The organism is Planococcus glaciei (assembly GCF_900099655.1).
Taxonomy (GTDB): Bacteria; Bacillota; Bacilli; order Bacillales_A; family Planococcaceae; genus Planococcus; species Planococcus glaciei.
Map to the genome: position 1 here is coordinate 164954 of NZ_FNDC01000005.1, position 15812 is coordinate 180765.

Annotated in this window: 12 protein-coding genes; 9 read left to right on the forward strand and 3 right to left on the reverse strand. The window is 48.9% G+C overall.

What is annotated here, in order from left to right; genetic code table 11:
• Window positions 1–13: 13 nt before the first annotated feature.
• Window positions 14–2113 carry an MMPL family transporter gene (locus BLQ32_RS08685; RefSeq protein ID WP_074510045.1) on the reverse strand — a complete coding sequence of 700 codons (2100 nt, stop codon included), beginning with the start codon at window positions 2111–2113 and terminating at the stop codon, window positions 14–16.
• Window positions 2114–2502: 389 nt separating this feature from the next.
• On the opposite strand from BLQ32_RS08685, the gene BLQ32_RS08690 reads away from it, so the two are divergent.
• Window positions 2503–3120: a type 1 glutamine amidotransferase family protein gene (locus BLQ32_RS08690; RefSeq protein ID WP_342342116.1), complete on the forward strand. Its 618-nt coding sequence runs from the start codon at window positions 2503–2505 to the stop codon at window positions 3118–3120.
• A 145-nt stretch (window positions 3121–3265) separates the two neighbouring features.
• Window positions 3266–4006, forward strand: coding sequence for a hypothetical protein (locus BLQ32_RS08695; RefSeq protein WP_074510046.1), 741 nt, complete (start codon window positions 3266–3268; stop codon window positions 4004–4006).
• 58 nt (window positions 4007–4064) lie between these two features.
• On the opposite strand, the gene BLQ32_RS08700 is transcribed toward BLQ32_RS08695, so the two are convergent.
• A complete protein-coding gene (locus BLQ32_RS08700) occupies window positions 4065–4340 on the reverse strand; it encodes a hypothetical protein (protein ID WP_074510047.1) in 276 nt (91 codons plus the stop codon).
• 25 nt (window positions 4341–4365) lie between these two features.
• A complete protein-coding gene (locus BLQ32_RS19830) occupies window positions 4366–4527 on the reverse strand; it encodes a hypothetical protein (RefSeq protein ID WP_175557094.1) in 162 nt (53 codons plus the stop codon).
• Between the two features lie 312 nt (window positions 4528–4839).
• Here BLQ32_RS19830 and BLQ32_RS08705 point away from each other — a divergent pair, with 312 nt between their 5' ends.
• The 7 genes from BLQ32_RS08705 (at window position 4840) to BLQ32_RS08735 (ending at window position 15801) form a co-directional block, all read left to right on the forward strand.
• Window positions 4840–6402: a response regulator transcription factor gene (locus tag BLQ32_RS08705; protein ID WP_074510048.1), complete on the forward strand. Its 1563-nt coding sequence runs from the start codon at window positions 4840–4842 to the stop codon at window positions 6400–6402.
• Window positions 6362–8176 carry a cache domain-containing sensor histidine kinase gene (locus BLQ32_RS08710; protein WP_074510049.1) on the forward strand — a complete coding sequence of 605 codons (1815 nt, stop codon included), beginning with the start codon at window positions 6362–6364 and terminating at the stop codon, window positions 8174–8176. Before BLQ32_RS08705 ends, BLQ32_RS08710 begins: the two co-directional genes overlap by 41 nt.
• Window positions 8177–8318: 142 nt before the next feature.
• Window positions 8319–9617: an ABC transporter substrate-binding protein gene (locus tag BLQ32_RS08715; RefSeq protein WP_053166112.1), complete on the forward strand. Its 1299-nt coding sequence runs from the start codon at window positions 8319–8321 to the stop codon at window positions 9615–9617.
• Between the two features lie 269 nt (window positions 9618–9886).
• Complete coding sequence (locus BLQ32_RS08720; RefSeq protein ID WP_139150520.1) at window positions 9887–10828, forward strand: carbohydrate ABC transporter permease; 942 nt, start codon at window positions 9887–9889, stop codon at window positions 10826–10828.
• Window positions 10825–11652, forward strand: a complete 828-nt coding sequence (locus tag BLQ32_RS08725) for a carbohydrate ABC transporter permease (RefSeq protein WP_074510050.1) — start codon at window positions 10825–10827, stop codon at window positions 11650–11652. Before BLQ32_RS08720 ends, BLQ32_RS08725 begins: the two co-directional genes overlap by 4 nt.
• 145 nt (window positions 11653–11797) lie before the next feature.
• Window positions 11798–14008 carry an alpha-galactosidase gene (locus BLQ32_RS08730; RefSeq protein ID WP_074510051.1) on the forward strand — a complete coding sequence of 737 codons (2211 nt, stop codon included), beginning with the start codon at window positions 11798–11800 and terminating at the stop codon, window positions 14006–14008.
• A gap of 68 nt (window positions 14009–14076) precedes the next feature.
• Window positions 14077–15801 (forward strand): glycoside hydrolase family 35 protein, encoded by a 1725-nt coding sequence (locus tag BLQ32_RS08735; RefSeq protein ID WP_074510052.1) that lies wholly within the window; start codon window positions 14077–14079, stop codon window positions 15799–15801.
• The last annotated feature ends 11 nt before the right edge of the window (window positions 15802–15812 follow it).

A 15812-nucleotide genomic window follows, 5' to 3' on the forward strand; every position in this document is an offset into this window, starting at 1 on the left:
CATTATGCAGGGTTTACTTGTCTTTTTCAAAAAACAAAATCAGGGCCGGAAGCAGCATGCCGCGCACGAGGAACGTATCGATCAGGATCCCAATGGATACCATAAAGCCAAAGACGAACAAATCGGCGATCGGCATCGTCGTAAGGGCTGCGAATGTTGCCGCCAGGATGATTCCGGCGCTTGAAATCACGCCGCCGGTATTGCGGATCGCCACTTCGAGCGCGTCTTTCACTTTGCGGGTTTTCCGCTCTTCCATAAAGCGCGATACCAGGATGATGTTGTAGTCAATGCCGAGTGCGACCAGGAAGATGAACGCATAGACCGGCACGCGCGTACTGATGGCATCAAACCCGAACAGCACATCGATAAGGAAAATTCCCAAGCCTAGCGCTGATACATAAGAGAATAGGATCGTTGCCATCATATAGAACGGCATTTTCCATGAACGGGTCAGGACAAACAAGAGCACCAGAATCAAAATCGTTTCAAGCGCTACGATTTTGTAGATGTCGCTGTTGTTGACATTGCGTTCGTCCACCAGTTTTGGCGTAATGCCGCCGAAATGCGTTTCGCCGTCAATTCCCGCTTCTTCAAGAAGGGCTGCACTGTCATCCCGCAAGTTTTCTACGAAATCAAGCGCTTCTGTTGTATACGGGTTAATGGATAAGGCTAAGTTGTATTTCACGGCTTCGCCGTTTTCGGTTTGGCCGGAAAGACGGGCAGAGGCAATTTCGTCGTAAGCTGTCAATTGCTCAGAAAGAGCAGCAGCTGCTTCTTCCGAAATCGGCTCATCGCTGACGACCAATAAAGTAGAAGGCGCGATTTCGCCTTTTTCGAATTTCTCTTCGACAATTTCATAGCCGACGCGTGATGGCATATCATCCGGGAATGATTTCACGGTGTCGAATTCAAATTCCAGGTTGATAACATTGATGGCCGAGATGATCATCAAAATTGCGACAAGGCCACCGGACAATACAGGTTTGTTGACGACAAATTTCGCAACTGGCCCCCAGATGCCGTGCTTGACGTTTTTCGCGTCGCCGTATTTCGGCACTTTCGGCCAGAACGCTTTACGGCCGAACAGTGTGAAGAGTGCTGGCACTAATGTAATCGACGCAATCATGATGACAAATACCGCAGTCCCGAAAATCGGTGCGAAGTTCGCGTAGTCGCGGAAGTCCGCAAAGAATAGGACAAGCATTGCTGCAAGTACGGTGCCGCCTGCGAAGAAGACCGGTTCACCGGTTGCGCGCATGGCGTATTTCATCGCTTCGTATTTGCTTTCATAATGGTTCAGTTCTTCGCGATAGCGGGAGAACACGAACAGGGAGTAATCGATGACGGCTGCGAACAACAAAATGCTCATAATCGACGTCGTCTGGCTTGTCAGTTCCAAGCCGCCTTTGCCCATGAAGGCAAGAATCTGGTTGACCACTTGATAGACAATCGCCGTTGCCAACAGCGGAATAATGGCAAGTAATGGTGAACGGTAAATCACGATCAACAGAACCAGGATAATCAAAACAGTCGCGATCAAGAGCACGAAGTCCGCTTCTTCAAACAGTTTCACCGTATCGCCTGCAATGCCGGCCGGTCCTGTGATGTAGAATTCCATGTTGTCAAAATCAGCGGCAATGTCGCTGCCAATTTCGGAAGCTTCATCGTTGATCTCCGCGAAGTCGGCGCTGCCAAGCCCTGCTTGGAGCGTCATCGGGATGATCATCGTCGTGTTGTCTTCGGAATAAAAGCCTGCCAAAGCAGGGGGCGGAAGCTGGCTGATGTCGACAATCGAGTCGATGCCTTCAATCTTAGCGTCCGTAATGCCTGCCAGGATGTCCTGGACGGCTGTTAAATCGACGTCGCCTTCCGCGTTATGGAAGACGAGGATGCCGGGGGTTCCCTGGTCATCCGGGAAATACTCTTTCAGTTTCTGGTCCGCGATGATCGACTGTGCGTCATCCGGCAGCGACTGGAAGTTTGCGACTTTGTAGTCGTTCAGACTGGGTCCGAATGTCAAGACGACTGCGAGAACGATCCAGGCAATGATGGTGATCCACATGCCGCGTTTCGTGGAGACCCAGTCGGTGATCGGGTTTAAGAACTTATTCATGTTTGCCACTCCTCTTTTAGTTTAAAAATGATACCTCCGTTATGATAACGGACGAATATAAATTGAATATCAATTTTTGATGGCAGGAGTTTGAACAGTTGTGTGGCTCCAGCGAATTCATCCGGCTGTTAACTTGGACCGAACGTATTTTAACCTTTATCGAGCGTATTTTAACCTTTATCGAGCGTATTTTAACCTTTATCGAGCATATTTTAACCTTTACTGAGCGTATTTCCGGAAAACCGGCCGTATTTTTTAGTGCGGGCCTAAAAGGTGCGCCGGTATTGGGTAACCAGGGTTCCAGAGGCTTCTTTCAAATTCGGCGAAATGCTATAATGCAGGTAAATAAAGCTTCGACAATAGAGTTTATCTCGAAAGGAGAGAGCGGAATGAGCGGAATGAGCGTGAAGGAAGTGCTGTTTGTGGTGTTGGAGGAGTATGCGGATTGGGAAGCGGCGTCAATTGCTGCGGCGTTGAACGAAGAACCGGAAACGGGCGAGCGGAAATACCGAGTGAAGACGGTGTCGCTTTCGAAAGATCCGGTAACGTCGATTGGCGGGTTCCGAGTGGTGCCGGATTATACGGTGGACGAAGTGGGCAACGATTTTGCGGGGCTCGTGTTAATCGGCGGGAATTCGTGGCATAAAGAGGAGAGCAAGGCGGTCATGGCGCTGGTGCAAAAGGCGCTCGATGCCCATAAAGTCCTCGGTGCCATTTGCGGGGCAACGGAATTTCTTGGCATGAACGGCGTTTTGAATAATATTCAGCATACGGGCAACCGTTTGGATGAACTACAGGAAGCGGCTGGCGAAAATTACACGAATGCAGCCCGTTATGTGGAGCAGCAGGCAGTCCGTGACGGCAACATCATCACCGCAAACGGCTCGGCGTTCCTGGAATTCGGCAAAGAAGTGATGACGGCGCTCGAGTCGGCTCCGCAAGAAGAAATTGACGAATGGTATGAGTTTTTCAAGAGCGGGTATTATGAGTTTATGCAAAATAAGTAAGGGCTGAACCGTAGTCGCTGGGCTGCGGTTTTTTAGGCCAAATTTAAATGATAAACGCCGAATTCATCCATCAAGGCGATTGTTTACGCGTTATCAAGGTTATCCGATATTCATTCCCAAGACGATTTTCCGAAGGGGTGGGGCCATGTTTATTCCAAGTCTGCTTGTCATCATCGGTTTTATGATTGTGCACATCTTTACGAATGCCATCAAGCGCTTGGAGAAGCGGATGACGAACCGGCTTGTGTCGCTCGTTTCGGGCGGCTCCATCGCTTACGTTTTGCTGCATCTGGTGCCCGAACTGACGCATTACCAGGACGTTGCACATGAAGCGGCCTTGGTTCCCTGGCTTGAAAAAGTGGACTATGTGACGTATATGTCGGCGCTGCTCGGTGTCGCGGTTTTTTACGGCATCAATCAGTTGAGCGAGAAATCCGAGCGGGAAAACCGGCGGAAAGAGAATCTGACGCGGCCATCCGTGTCGGTCTTCGCTCTTGAAATCAGCGCTTTTGCTTTGTACAATGGTTTGATCGGCTATTTGCTTCAGGAGCTGAGCGGCGACAATATTGCTGCTTATGTGGTTTACTTTATCGTCTTTTCGTTCCATTTTATCGCCAATAACCGCATTCTCCATTTGACGCACGAAGACCTCTATACGCGGATCGGGAGATGGGTGCTGGCTTTTTCAGTTTTAACCGGATGGATTCTATACGAGGTGACGCATGCCAGTGACTTGACCTTAGCGTTCATGTCGTCGTTTCTGACGGGCGGTGTGGTCTTGAACATCCTGAACGACGAACTGCCGGAAGAACGGGAAAGCAGTTTTCCCGCGTTTATCGTAGGCATGATCTTTATCGCGGTTTTGCTGCAAGTGATTATTGTATGAATGAAGAACAGTAAAACCGCAGTCCAGTGGCTGCGGTTTTAGTATGAGTTTTTATGGTTCAACGCAAAGCCCGCTGCGCCAAATGTTCATCTTCCTTTGTTACATAAAAATCGTATTGCGCATTGTTGATCTCCGCGTTTTTCGCAAACGGCACGGCGCTTCGTTCGCCGCCGCCAAAAGCCATATCCATCATGCTGATATTTGATTTCCGCACAACGTCAAAGGAAATACCGTGCGCGCTGAATTTACTGGCGGCGCTATAATACCGTTCGTTGCCGAACGCAGTGTGGACCAGGCATTTCTTTTTCATGAACAAAAAGCGAATCAATCCCATCCCGACCAAGCCCCTTTCTGAAAAACTACCTTCGCCGGAGTTCCTCCGCAATTTCTTTTAACAGTGCATTCCGCTCGTTTGCCAAACTGAATGCTTTCGCCACTAGATAAATCACCACTGCAAATAATACAAAATAGAACACCATCATAAACATCGACAAAGACACCATGTATTCCAGATTGATCACCGTCCTTACCTATATTACGCAGCAAGTTTCCAAATGTTTCAATAAAAGGCGATAACTTAAAACGATGGGAAGCCTGCTTGTGTCCCAGTTCCTCCGAATGAATTGGAAGACAAACCGAATAATGCTGTTTCAGGGTGCTTTTTTACTGTCTGGGAACTCTATTCGCCTGAATGAATAGGACCGAAAAATCGACATCTGACAATAAAAAGATGATACTATGTCTGTAGATTAATGCGAGTGAACACCGGTTTACCCGACACAAAGAGAGAAAAAATGGATGTCTAAAGGGTTAAATGCGAAGGGGGCACGTTCATGGGAGAAGCATGCAAAGTTCTGATTGTTGATGATGAAATGCTGATCCGGCAGGGAATCATCAATTACATCGAGTGGGAACAAGAAGGATTTCAAATTGTCGGAGAAGCTTCAAATGGAAAAGAAGCAATGCAGATGATCGCGGAATTTTCTCCGCATATTGTTATTACGGATATCGTCATGCCGATTATGGACGGCATCGATTTGGTGAGAGAAGCGAAATTGGCATTTCCGGAAATCGAAATCATTGTGCTGAGCAGTTTTGAAAACTTCGATTATGTGCGTTCGACGTTCCAAAACGGAGTTGCTGATTATATATTGAAGCCGAAATTGAATGGCCCTGAATTATTGCGGATCTTAAACAAGGCAGCGAGCCGGATTCCGGATCTGCACCACGCCGCATCATTGATAGAACCGAAACGCTCAACTGAAGAAGTGTTGGAGCAGCTGATTCTCGGGTATGGCCTGTCCGCAGACATGGATAGCTTGTCTGCAGCCTTCACGGGCAGCCAGTTTATGTTGGCGAGCGTACAGGGAGGAAATTTGGAACGCTCTCAACTGAAAGCGGCTTTCGAGCACGCCCTGCCTGAAGAAGCGTCCGTTTTCGTGCTGGATTCGGGCGAATCCGATGCGCTGCTTTTGTTCAATTTTAATCCGGGGCAGCTGGATTGGATCAAACAAGCCGTCGAAACCCTGGCAAGCAAAAACCGGGATGGCGTGTGGATGCTGGGCAAACCGTTCGATGGCATCGGCGATTTGAAAAGAGTGCATGATGAAAACCTATTGATAATGAAAAAGTATTTGTTTTACTTGCCGGAGCAGACCTTCTTTACGTTTGATGGGCTGCCGGAAGAAAAGGCAAAACAAGCCACTTTTGATTTGAACCACTTTATCGACATGTTCAAAGACCGCTTGTTCAATGCGGCGTTTACCTATCTGGAAAACCATGCCGATTACTTGGCAGGGCGTTACAGCAACGACAGTTTTGAATTCAAGTCGTTTTTAGGCAATGTCGTTTTCAATATCATTGTGCTGCTGGATACGATGAAATACGATATCCAGGAACTCGAGCAAAAAAAATACAGCTATTTCACGAAGATCAACGAAGCCGCTCATGTAAACGAAGCACTGGATGAGCTCAATGGCTTTCTTGGGGAAGTGCGTGAAATCCTGCTTTCAGAAGACAAGGGAAGCGAACAGGCCAAAAACCTGAATCTCATTCTCGCGTATATTGAGCAGCATTTTACAGAACCCCTGCGGCTATCGGAAATTGCCGGCCATTTTCACTTTAATGCCTCGTACTTGTCGTCTTATTTCAGCACGCACCATAAGGAAGGGTTCAGCGAATACTTGAACCGCGTCCGGATCAAGAAATCGATGGAGCTTTTAGAAAACAGCACCGTCTCGATTTCAAACATCAGCGGCATGGTCGGGTATTCAGAGCACAGCTATTACTGCAAGGTGTTTAAACGCATTACCGGGATGTCTCCAGGCAGTTACCGAAAGGAGATCCAAGCCCAGCATGAAAATGAAGAAAAAGGCGTTTCTCATCTTAAGAAATAACAGCCTGTTCATTAAGATGTTCCTGATCATGGTGATCAGCATCGTGGCGGTCTCACTGTTGATCACTTTCAGTTCCATCCGCATGTCCTCCAATTTGTTTATGGACACGTTCAGCATTTCCAATACGAAGGCGCTGGAGCAGATCGAGATAAGGTTTGAAGACTACAGCTTCGCCATCGTCAATGCGATGAACGAAGTGCAGAACAACGGCACCATCAAAAGGGTACTGACCCAGCAAAACGAAAGTGCGATTGAAACGTCGAAATCCTACCACGACATCAGCCGGCAGATCGAACGCATTTACCCGACGGTGGAAGCGTATGACGCCAACATGATCGTGCTCGGGCGAAATGAGCGCCTGTACAATATGAACTATTCAAATTGGCCGGTTTCCTGGGAAGTGCTGCGAAACCATCCGATTACCGAAGCTGCGTTCAATGAGCCAAACCGGCTGCTTTATCAATTTATGCCGTCCACTTCTTTCAACGACAAACCGATGCTTGTGGCGACAAAAGCGCTGATGGAACGGTCGACCGGTGAAATTTACGGCGTGCTGTATTTCCCGATCCGCGAAGAGGATTGGAAAGAGCTTTACGAGGGGTATACGAGCACTGAAAACAAAGTGCTGCTTGTCGACAGAACCGGCAAAATCGTTTCCAGCAACCAGGAAGAAATGATCGGGCAGGAAACACCGGAACTTTTGTCAATGGCAAAAGAAGTTGAAAACGAAGAAGTGGAATTCAAAGATGTTCAGGTGTTCGATACCGATTACTTGCTGATGTCGCAGTACTTGCCGACCTATGATTTGTATTTGGTGAATCTGGTGGACAAAGACGCGGTGCTGGAAAATTTGATCAACACCAAAGAAATTCTGCTGATCAGCCTCGGCATCGTCTTGCTCGCTGTTATCGTAGTGTTCATCATCTCGCGGCGGATGACCAATTCGATCAGCCGGCTGGTCAAACAAATCTCGACAATCGCCAAATACGATTTCAACAAGCCGGTTGCTGAAACAGGCGGCTACGAGGCAAAGAAAATTGCCAACGCGTTCAACTACATGCTCAACGAGTTGCAGGAGTATGTAGACTTGGTCGTCCAAGCCGAACAAAAGCAGCGCAGCGCGGAATTGATGGCGCTGCAGCATCAGATCAACCCGCATTTTCTGTATAATACGCTGGCTTCCATCAAATTTATGGTCCAGCAAGGCAAACAGGAAAAAGCGACCGATATGATCCATGCACTGATTTCGTTATTGCAAAATGCCCTCAGCAATGTGGACCAAACCATCACCGTGGAACAGGAGATAACGGATCTGAAAAACTACGTCTTGATCAACCAGGCACGCTACGGCAACGGCATCAAAGTGAATTTCTTCATTTCGCCGGACTGCCTGGATTGCCAGCTGCCGAAATTGATTTTGCAGCCGTTCATCGAAAATGCCTTTTTCCATGCATTCAACGAGAAAAAAGAAGGCTTCGTCCAAATTCTGGTGTCGCAAAAACACGGCAACCTGGTCTGTGAAATCGTGGATAACGGCGACGGCATGGAGATAAAAGGCGACCACACAAAAGAAGACATCAAAGAGAAACGCCATCTTTTCAGCGGCATCGGCATTCGCAATGTCCATGAACGCATCCAGATGATTTACGGGGAAGAATACGGCGTAGAAATTACAAGCAACAAAGGCGAAGGGACGAAAGTAAAAGTGGAATTGCCTATTCAAAAGTTGGATCCAGCTCCAAAATCCAACGAAATTACAAGTATCCAAGAATAGTCATACCAACTATCTCGCAAGTTTGAAATATCTAAAAATTTTCAAAGGAACACCTAAAGATTGTGCTAACAATCTTTTTTTTTATGCCGCTATACTGTATGAAAGGTGCAAAATGAAGCGCTTACAAAAAGGGGGATTTTTGATGAAGAAATTTTATCTTATGCTCGTGCTGCTGGTTGGATTGGCTGTATTGGCAGCTTGTTCTTCGGGGGATGAAGAAGCAAGCGGCGGAAGCAGTGCAGAAGGTGCAGGAAGCGCAGATACCATTACAGCTTGGGCTTGGGATCCGGCATTCAATATTGCAGCGCTTGAGAAAGCAAAAGAAGCATATAACGGTGACGGCGATTTCGAAGTGAAAATCATTGAAAATGCACAAGACGACATCATCCAAAAACTTAACACAGGGCTTAGCTCAGGTACGACGAAAGGGATGCCAAACATTGTCCTGATCGAAGATTACCGTGCACAAAGTTTCCTGCAGGCTTATCCGGATGCATTCCATCCGTTGACAGACGTTATTAACCCGGAAGATTTTGCAGATTACAAAATTGCTACAACAAGCCATAACGGCGAACAATACGGATTGCCATTCGATTCAGGCGTAGCCGGATTGTACGTTCGTACGGACTACTTGGAGCAAGCAGGCTACACAGCAGAAGATCTGACGAACATCACGTGGGACGAATACATTGAAATCGGCAAGAAAGTAAAAGAAGCAACAGGCAAAAACATGCTGACATTGGACCCGAACGATTTAGGCCAAATCCGCATGATGATCCAGACGAACGGTTCTTGGTACGTGAAAGAAGATGGTTCAACACCGAACCTTGCAGGAAACGAAACACTTGCAAAAGCATTCGAAACATACAAAAAGATGATGGATGCAGACATTGGGAAAATCGTTTCTGACTGGAGCCAGTTTGTCGGCGCATTCAACAGCGGCGATGTTGCCAGCGTACCAACAGGAAACTGGATCACGCCAAGCATCAAGCAAGAAGCAGAACAATCAGGGAAATGGGCAGTTGTGCCAATGCCGCGTTTGGATATGGAAGGCGCAGTCAACGCTTCTAACTTGGGCGGAAGCTCGTGGTACATCTTAAACGTAGACGGCAAAGAAGAAGCGGCAGATTTCATGCTGAACACATTCGGCTCAAATGCTGACTTGTACCAGACACTTGTAAAAGACATCGGCGCTCTTGGAACTTACTCAGCAGCAGCTGAAGGCGACGCTTATGCAGTAGAAGATGAATTCTTCGGCGGACAGCAAATCATCACCGACTTTTCGAAATGGACAGATGAAATTCCTGGCGTCAACTATGGCCTGCACACATATGCCATCGAAGACATCTTGGTTACAGGGATGCAAGACTACCTAAAAGGCACAGAGCTGACAAAAGTGCTTGAAAATGTTCAAGGGCAAGCGGAAGCACAACTTAAATAATTGCACGGGAAACAATAAAGCCTTGAGTTGCCGCTAATGGACTGGTCGAAGTGCTTTATCACTCGCCAGCCAGGCGCAGCTCAAGTTTTTTTAAAATGATGAGAATCATAGAAATCAGAATTGCGTAATCGGTGTCCAGACTCCAGCGCCCAGCCCCTCGGGGTCTTAAATCACTTCACTCTGGAAATCAGAATTTCCTGCGCGAAGTGCATTAAGCCTGTTGGAGCTCCATGGGCGCTTGCGCTTTTCTTATAGGAGGAATGAGAAACATGAACCAGCAAGCTACAAAAAAAGACGAACTGGATCTTCCGCTGCGCTATAAAGAAACAAGACGCGAAAAAACCGGTGTATTTTTTAAGAAAAAAGTCGGTTGGTTGTTTGTCATTGTCTCAGTCATCGCCATTACGATTTTCAACTTTTACCCTATGGTCCAGGCTTTTCTTTTATCGTTCCAATCCGGGATGGGCAGCAACCTCGAGTATGTAGGATTGGCCAACTGGCAGCGATTGTTCGGCGATCCGACGTTTATCGCAGCGCTAACCAATACATCAATTTATCTGCTGATTCAAGTTCCATTGATGATTGTATTGGCGTTATTCTTCTCGGTTCTGTTAAATGATCCCAATTTGAAATTCAAAGGCTTTTTCAGAATCGCGATTTTCTTGCCGTGTGTCACTTCACTGGTTGCCTATTCGGTCATCTTTAAATACCTGTTTGGTGTGGATGGCATCATCAACGTGTTCTTGCTCAAGTTCGGCTTTATTTCCGAAACGATCAACTTCCTGGCTGATCCGTTCTGGGCGAAAGTGGTCATCATTCTCGCCATCACGTGGAGATGGACGGGCTACAACATGATTTTCTATTTGGCGGCTTTGCAGAACGTTGACAAGTCGATCTACGAAGCAGCGAAAATTGATGGAGCAAACTCCATCCAGCAATTTTTCCAAATTACCGTGCCAATGTTGAAACCGATCATTTTGTTCACTTCAATCACGTCGACAATCGGTACGTTGCAGATTTTCGATGAAATCGTCAACATCACGAACGGCGGGCCCGGCAATGCGACGATTTCAATTTCGCAGTACATCTACAACCTGTCGTTCGAATACACGCCTGACTTCGGTTATGCATCGACTGTCTCTTACGTCATTGTGATTCTAGTGGTAATTCTTTCGATTATTCAATTCAGAGTGGCGGGTGAGAAGAAATGAAGAACATCAAAAGAGTCTTTATCTATGTGTTTCTAAGCCTTGCAGCCATTGTCTCCATTTTCCCGTTCTTATGGATGCTCGTCAGCATCACCAATAAATCATCGGATGTGACAAAAGGGCGTTTGCTTCCAGGGACCCATTTGATCGAAAACATGACGACGCTTTTTGAATCAGTGGACATCGTTCCGGCCTTGGTCAACTCGACAATTATCGCGGTCATCACGACCGTAGTGACGCTCTTGCTGGCATCGCTTGCCGGCTACGGTTTTGAAATCCACCGCAGCAGAGGAAAAGACATCGTCTTTAACATCTTGCTGTTGTCGATGATGATTCCGTTTGCAGCAATCATGGTGCCGTTGTACCGCATGTTCGGCAGCATCAGCGACACGGCGCCGCTTTTTGGCATCGACTCGCTCGGCGCGGTCATTTTGCCGACAGCGACTACGGCGTTCTTCATCTTCTTCTTCCGCCAGAACACGAAAATGTTTCCGAAAGATTTGGTGGAAGCGGGAAGAATTGATGGCTTGAGCGAAATCGGCGTCTTCTTCCGGATCTACATGCCGACAATGAAAACGACGTATGCCGCAGCAGCGATCATCACGTTCATGAACAGCTGGAACAACTACTTATGGCCATTGGTCATCTTGCAATCACCGGAAAAACGGACCATTCCATTGCTGATTTCCAATTTGGGCTCGAGCTACTCGCCTGACTACGGCGTCATCATGTCGGCGATCGTCATCGCGACATTGCCGACAGCGCTGGTGTTCTTCCTGATGCAGAAACACTTTGTAGCCGGCATGATGGGATCAGTTAAGGGTTAAATGAAAATAGCTGCACTTGCCTCAGGCGGGCGCAGCTATTTTGATACATATCGATTAACACGAAAAACACAGTGATTTTAGCAAGCGAATAAATTAAGGGAATTAGAAAGTCCGCTTGATCTGCTTTACTACGAGGAGGTATAGTGTGCCTATTTTATACAATGGCTCCACACGGGAGTTTCATCTGCAAACCGAGAAAACGAGCTATATTTTTAACGTGATGGAAAACGGCCAGTTGGGCCAGCTTTACTACGGGAAGAAATTGCGCCACAGGGAGTCGTTCGAGCGTTTGTTCCATGTGGAGGCGACGCCGAATACTGCCTGTACGACAGAAGGAGATCTGGTCTTTTCGCTGGATCTTGTCAAACAGGAGTATCCAGCATACGGAACGACGGATTTCCGTGAACCCGCTTATCAAGTGCTGCAAGAAGGCGGTAGCCGCATCACCGATTTCGTCTACCAGGACCACCGGATTTTCGGAGGCAAAGAGAAACTGGAAGGCTTGCCGGCCACGTATTCTGAAAACGACAGGGAAGCGACGACCTTGGAAATTACGTTATACGATAAGGAAATCGACGTGGAAGTCCGGCTGTCGTACACCGTTTTTGAAGAACTGGATGCCATTGCCCGCTCGGCCCGTTTTACCAATTACGGCGAGGCGGATGTCAATTTGACGCGGGCGCTGAGCGTCAGCATCGATTTGCCGAATTCCAATTTTGAGATGGTGCAGCTGTCGGGGGCATGGGCCAGGGAGCGGCATATCAAAAACCGCCGGCTAGTGCCGGGGCTTCAAAGCATCGCGAGCACACGCGGAACGAGCAGTGCCCAGCAAAATCCGTTTCTGGCATTAAAGCGGCCGGAAACGACGGAACACCAAGGCGAAGTCTACGGCGCAAGCCTGGTCTACAGCGGCAATTTCCTGGCGCAGGTCGAAGTGGACCATTACGATACGGCGCGTTTGATGATGGGCATCAATCCGTTCGATTTTAATTGGCTCCTGAAAAACGGGGAGTCGTTCCAAACGCCGGAAGCAGTGCTGGTGTATTCGGACGCGGGCTTGAACGGCATGAGCCAGACTTACCACCGGCTGTACCGGACTCGTTTGGCGCGCGGCAAATGGCGCGACCGGGAACGTCCGGTGCTGATCAACAACTGGGAAGCGACGTATTTCGATTTTGATGAACAGAAAATCTTTGAACTCGCGCAGTCTTCGAAAGAGCTGGGAGTGGAATTGTTCGTCCTGGACGACGGCTGGTTCGGCAAGCGCGATGCGGACACGAGTTCGCTCGGCGACTGGTTTGAAGACAAGCGCAAATTGCCGAATGGCATCACGCAATTGGCGAAAGCCATCACGGGCCTTGGGATGGAATTCGGCTTATGGTTTGAGCCGGAAATGGTGTCAAAAGCGAGTGACTTGTACAACGCGCATCCGGACTGGGTGATCCATGTGCCGAACCGCCGGATGTCGCATGGCAGAAACCAGTTCGTGCTGGATTTCTCCCGCCAGGAAGTCGTCGACTACATCTACGGTTTGATGGCGAAGGTCCTGCGGGATGCACCGATTTCCTACGTGAAATGGGACATGAACCGCTACATGACGGAAGTCGGCTCGCTCGGCCTTCCGGCAGACCGGCAGCGGGAAGTGGCGCACCGCTACATCCTGGGGGTGTATTCGCTGTACGAACGGTTGACTTCGGAATTTCCGCATGTCTTGTTTGAATCCTGTGCAGGAGGCGGCAGCCGCTTTGATCCGGGCTTGCTGCATTATGCGCCGCAAGGATGGACGAGCGACGATACCGATGCCGTGGAACGGTTGAAGATCCAATACGGCACGTCGCTCGTGTACCCCGTTTCGTCGATGGGTGCGCATGTCTCCGCCGTGCCGAACCACCAGGTAGGACGAGTGACAAGTTTGGAAACACGCGCAAACGTCGCGTATTTCGGCGCTTTCGGCTACGAACTGGATGTAACGATGATGACTGATGCGGAAAAAGAACAAGTGAAAGAGCAAATCAGGTTCTACAAAGAAAACCGGTCGCTGATCCAGCAAGGGCAGTTTTACCGGATCGAAAGCCCGTTTGCAGAAGACGGCAACCGCACGAGCTGGCTGGTGGTGTCAGATGACCAAAGCGAAGCGCTGCTCGGCTATTACCAGGTCCTGTCGACCCCGAACCCGGGGCTTTCCCGCGTGTTCTTTAAAGGGCTGAACCCTGAGTTCGAGTACGCGATTGAAGGGCTTGATGCGACATTTTACGGGGACGAATTGATGGAGGCCGGCTTGCAGCTGAATCGCTACCGCCTGAGTGAACATCCGGCTGATTTTTCTTCAGTCGTCTACAAAGTTAAGCGAGTATAACCGGAACCGGGTTTGCGAAAGATCCACAACGGCAAACCCGCATTCCGGCATACATAGGAGGCGTCAATGTGCTGACTGTTAAAAACGAATCGTTTTATTTCGAAGAAGAGCCTTTCCAGATCTTATCGGGGGGCATCCATTACTTCCGGACAGTGCCGGAACAGTGGGAAGACCGCTTGCAGAAACTGAAGGCGCTCGGGCTGAATACCGTTGAAACGTATATTCCGTGGAACTTCCACGAACCGAAAAAAGGCGAATTCCAGTTTTCCGGAATGGCGGATATCGAACGGTTTATCGAACTTGCCCAACGAGTGGGGCTTTATGTGATCCTGCGCCCGGCACCGTATATTTGCGCAGAGTGGGAAATGGGGGGCTTGCCGTCCTGGCTCCTGAAAGACAAAGGGCTCGTCATGCGAAGCAGCGACCCGTCTTTCCTGAAGCATGTAGAAGATTATTTCGCCGTCCTGTTGCCGAAATTCAAGCGGCATTTGTACCAAAACGGCGGGCCGGTCATTGCCATGCAGATTGAAAACGAATACGGCGCCTATGGCAATGATTTGGCATACTTGGATTTCTACAAAGACCAGTACCAAAAGCACGGACTCGATACATTCCTGTTCACATCAGACGGCCCTGACTTTATCACACAAGGGTCGCTGCCGGATGTCACCACCACACTGAACTTCGGCTCCCGGGTGGATGAATCGTTCGACGCGCTGGAAGCCTTCAAGCCGGGTTCGCCGAAGATGGTGGCGGAGTTCTGGATCGGCTGGTTTGATTATTGGTCAGGCGAGCACACGGTGCGAAGCGGCGACGATGTAGCGGCCGTCTTCAAGGAAATCATGGACAAGAACATTTCGGTCAATTTCTATATGTTCCACGGCGGCACGAACTTCGGCTTCATGAACGGTGCCAACCATTACGACATCTACTACCCGACTATCACGAGCTACGATTACGACAGCTTGCTGACAGAAGGCGGCGCGATTACCGAAAAATACAAAGCCGTCAAAAGGGTGCTGAGCGAGTACTCCGAAGTGCCGGCGGATTTTGAAGAGACACCGACGGCAACGGAATACGGAACCGTGAACGTAGGGGAAAGCGTCAGTTTGTTCGACGTCCTGGAAAGCATCAGCGAAAAAGTAGAGCATATGGTGCCGCTCCCGATGGAAGACATCGATCAGGCTTACGGCTATACGTTGTACCGCACGACGGTCAACCGCCAAGGCGAGCTGAAAATGAATTCGGGCCATATCCGCGACCGCGGCTTCATCTACATCAACGGCCGCTACGCCGCAACAACGTACATCAACGACGAAGACAAAGCACTCGTCCTAGATTTCCCGGAACGAGTCAACACGCTGGAGATTCTGGTGGAGAACATGGGGCGCGCCAATTACGGCAAGCATTTGACCGACCAAAAAGGCCTGCTCAAAAACTTGTGGCTCGGCGAACAGTATTTCTTTCACTGGGAAATGTTCAAGATTGAAATGGACCGCTTGCCGCTTGATTACCAGACCGGCAATGAAGAACGGTTCCCGAAATTTTTCCGCGGCACGTTCGATGCAGCGGAAGGGCTCGATGCGTATGTTGACACACAAGGCTTCACCAAAGGCAATGTCTTCATCAACGGCTTTAACCTCGGCCGCTACTGGAACACAGCCGGGCCGCAGCAGCGCCTGTATGTGCCAGGACCGCTGCTGAAAAAAGAAAACAACGAAGTGGTCGTACTGGAACTTGAAAACACCACGACCGACCAAATCCAATTGCTGGACCAGCCAAAGCTCGGATGACCGGGCTTGAG

What these genes read in the sequence shown, in the direction of transcription:
- BLQ32_RS08685 (WP_074510045.1), bottom strand. Translation starts at nt 2,113, where the DNA reads ATGAATAAGTTCTTAAACCCGATCACCGACTGGGTCTCCACGAAACGC.
- BLQ32_RS08690 (WP_342342116.1), top strand. Translation starts at nt 2,503, where the DNA reads ATGAGCGGAATGAGCGTGAAGGAAGTGCTGTTTGTGGTGTTGGAGGAG.
- BLQ32_RS08695 (WP_074510046.1), top strand. Translation starts at nt 3,266, where the DNA reads ATGTTTATTCCAAGTCTGCTTGTCATCATCGGTTTTATGATTGTGCAC.
- BLQ32_RS08700 (WP_074510047.1), bottom strand. Translation starts at nt 4,340, where the DNA reads ATGGGATTGATTCGCTTTTTGTTCATGAAAAAGAAATGCCTGGTCCAC.
- BLQ32_RS08705 (WP_074510048.1), top strand. Translation starts at nt 4,840, where the DNA reads ATGGGAGAAGCATGCAAAGTTCTGATTGTTGATGATGAAATGCTGATC.
- BLQ32_RS08710 (WP_074510049.1), top strand. Translation starts at nt 6,362, where the DNA reads ATGAAAATGAAGAAAAAGGCGTTTCTCATCTTAAGAAATAACAGCCTG.
- BLQ32_RS08715 (WP_053166112.1), top strand. Translation starts at nt 8,319, where the DNA reads ATGAAGAAATTTTATCTTATGCTCGTGCTGCTGGTTGGATTGGCTGTA.
- BLQ32_RS08720 (WP_139150520.1), top strand. Translation starts at nt 9,887, where the DNA reads ATGAACCAGCAAGCTACAAAAAAAGACGAACTGGATCTTCCGCTGCGC.
- BLQ32_RS08725 (WP_074510050.1), top strand. Translation starts at nt 10,825, where the DNA reads ATGAAGAACATCAAAAGAGTCTTTATCTATGTGTTTCTAAGCCTTGCA.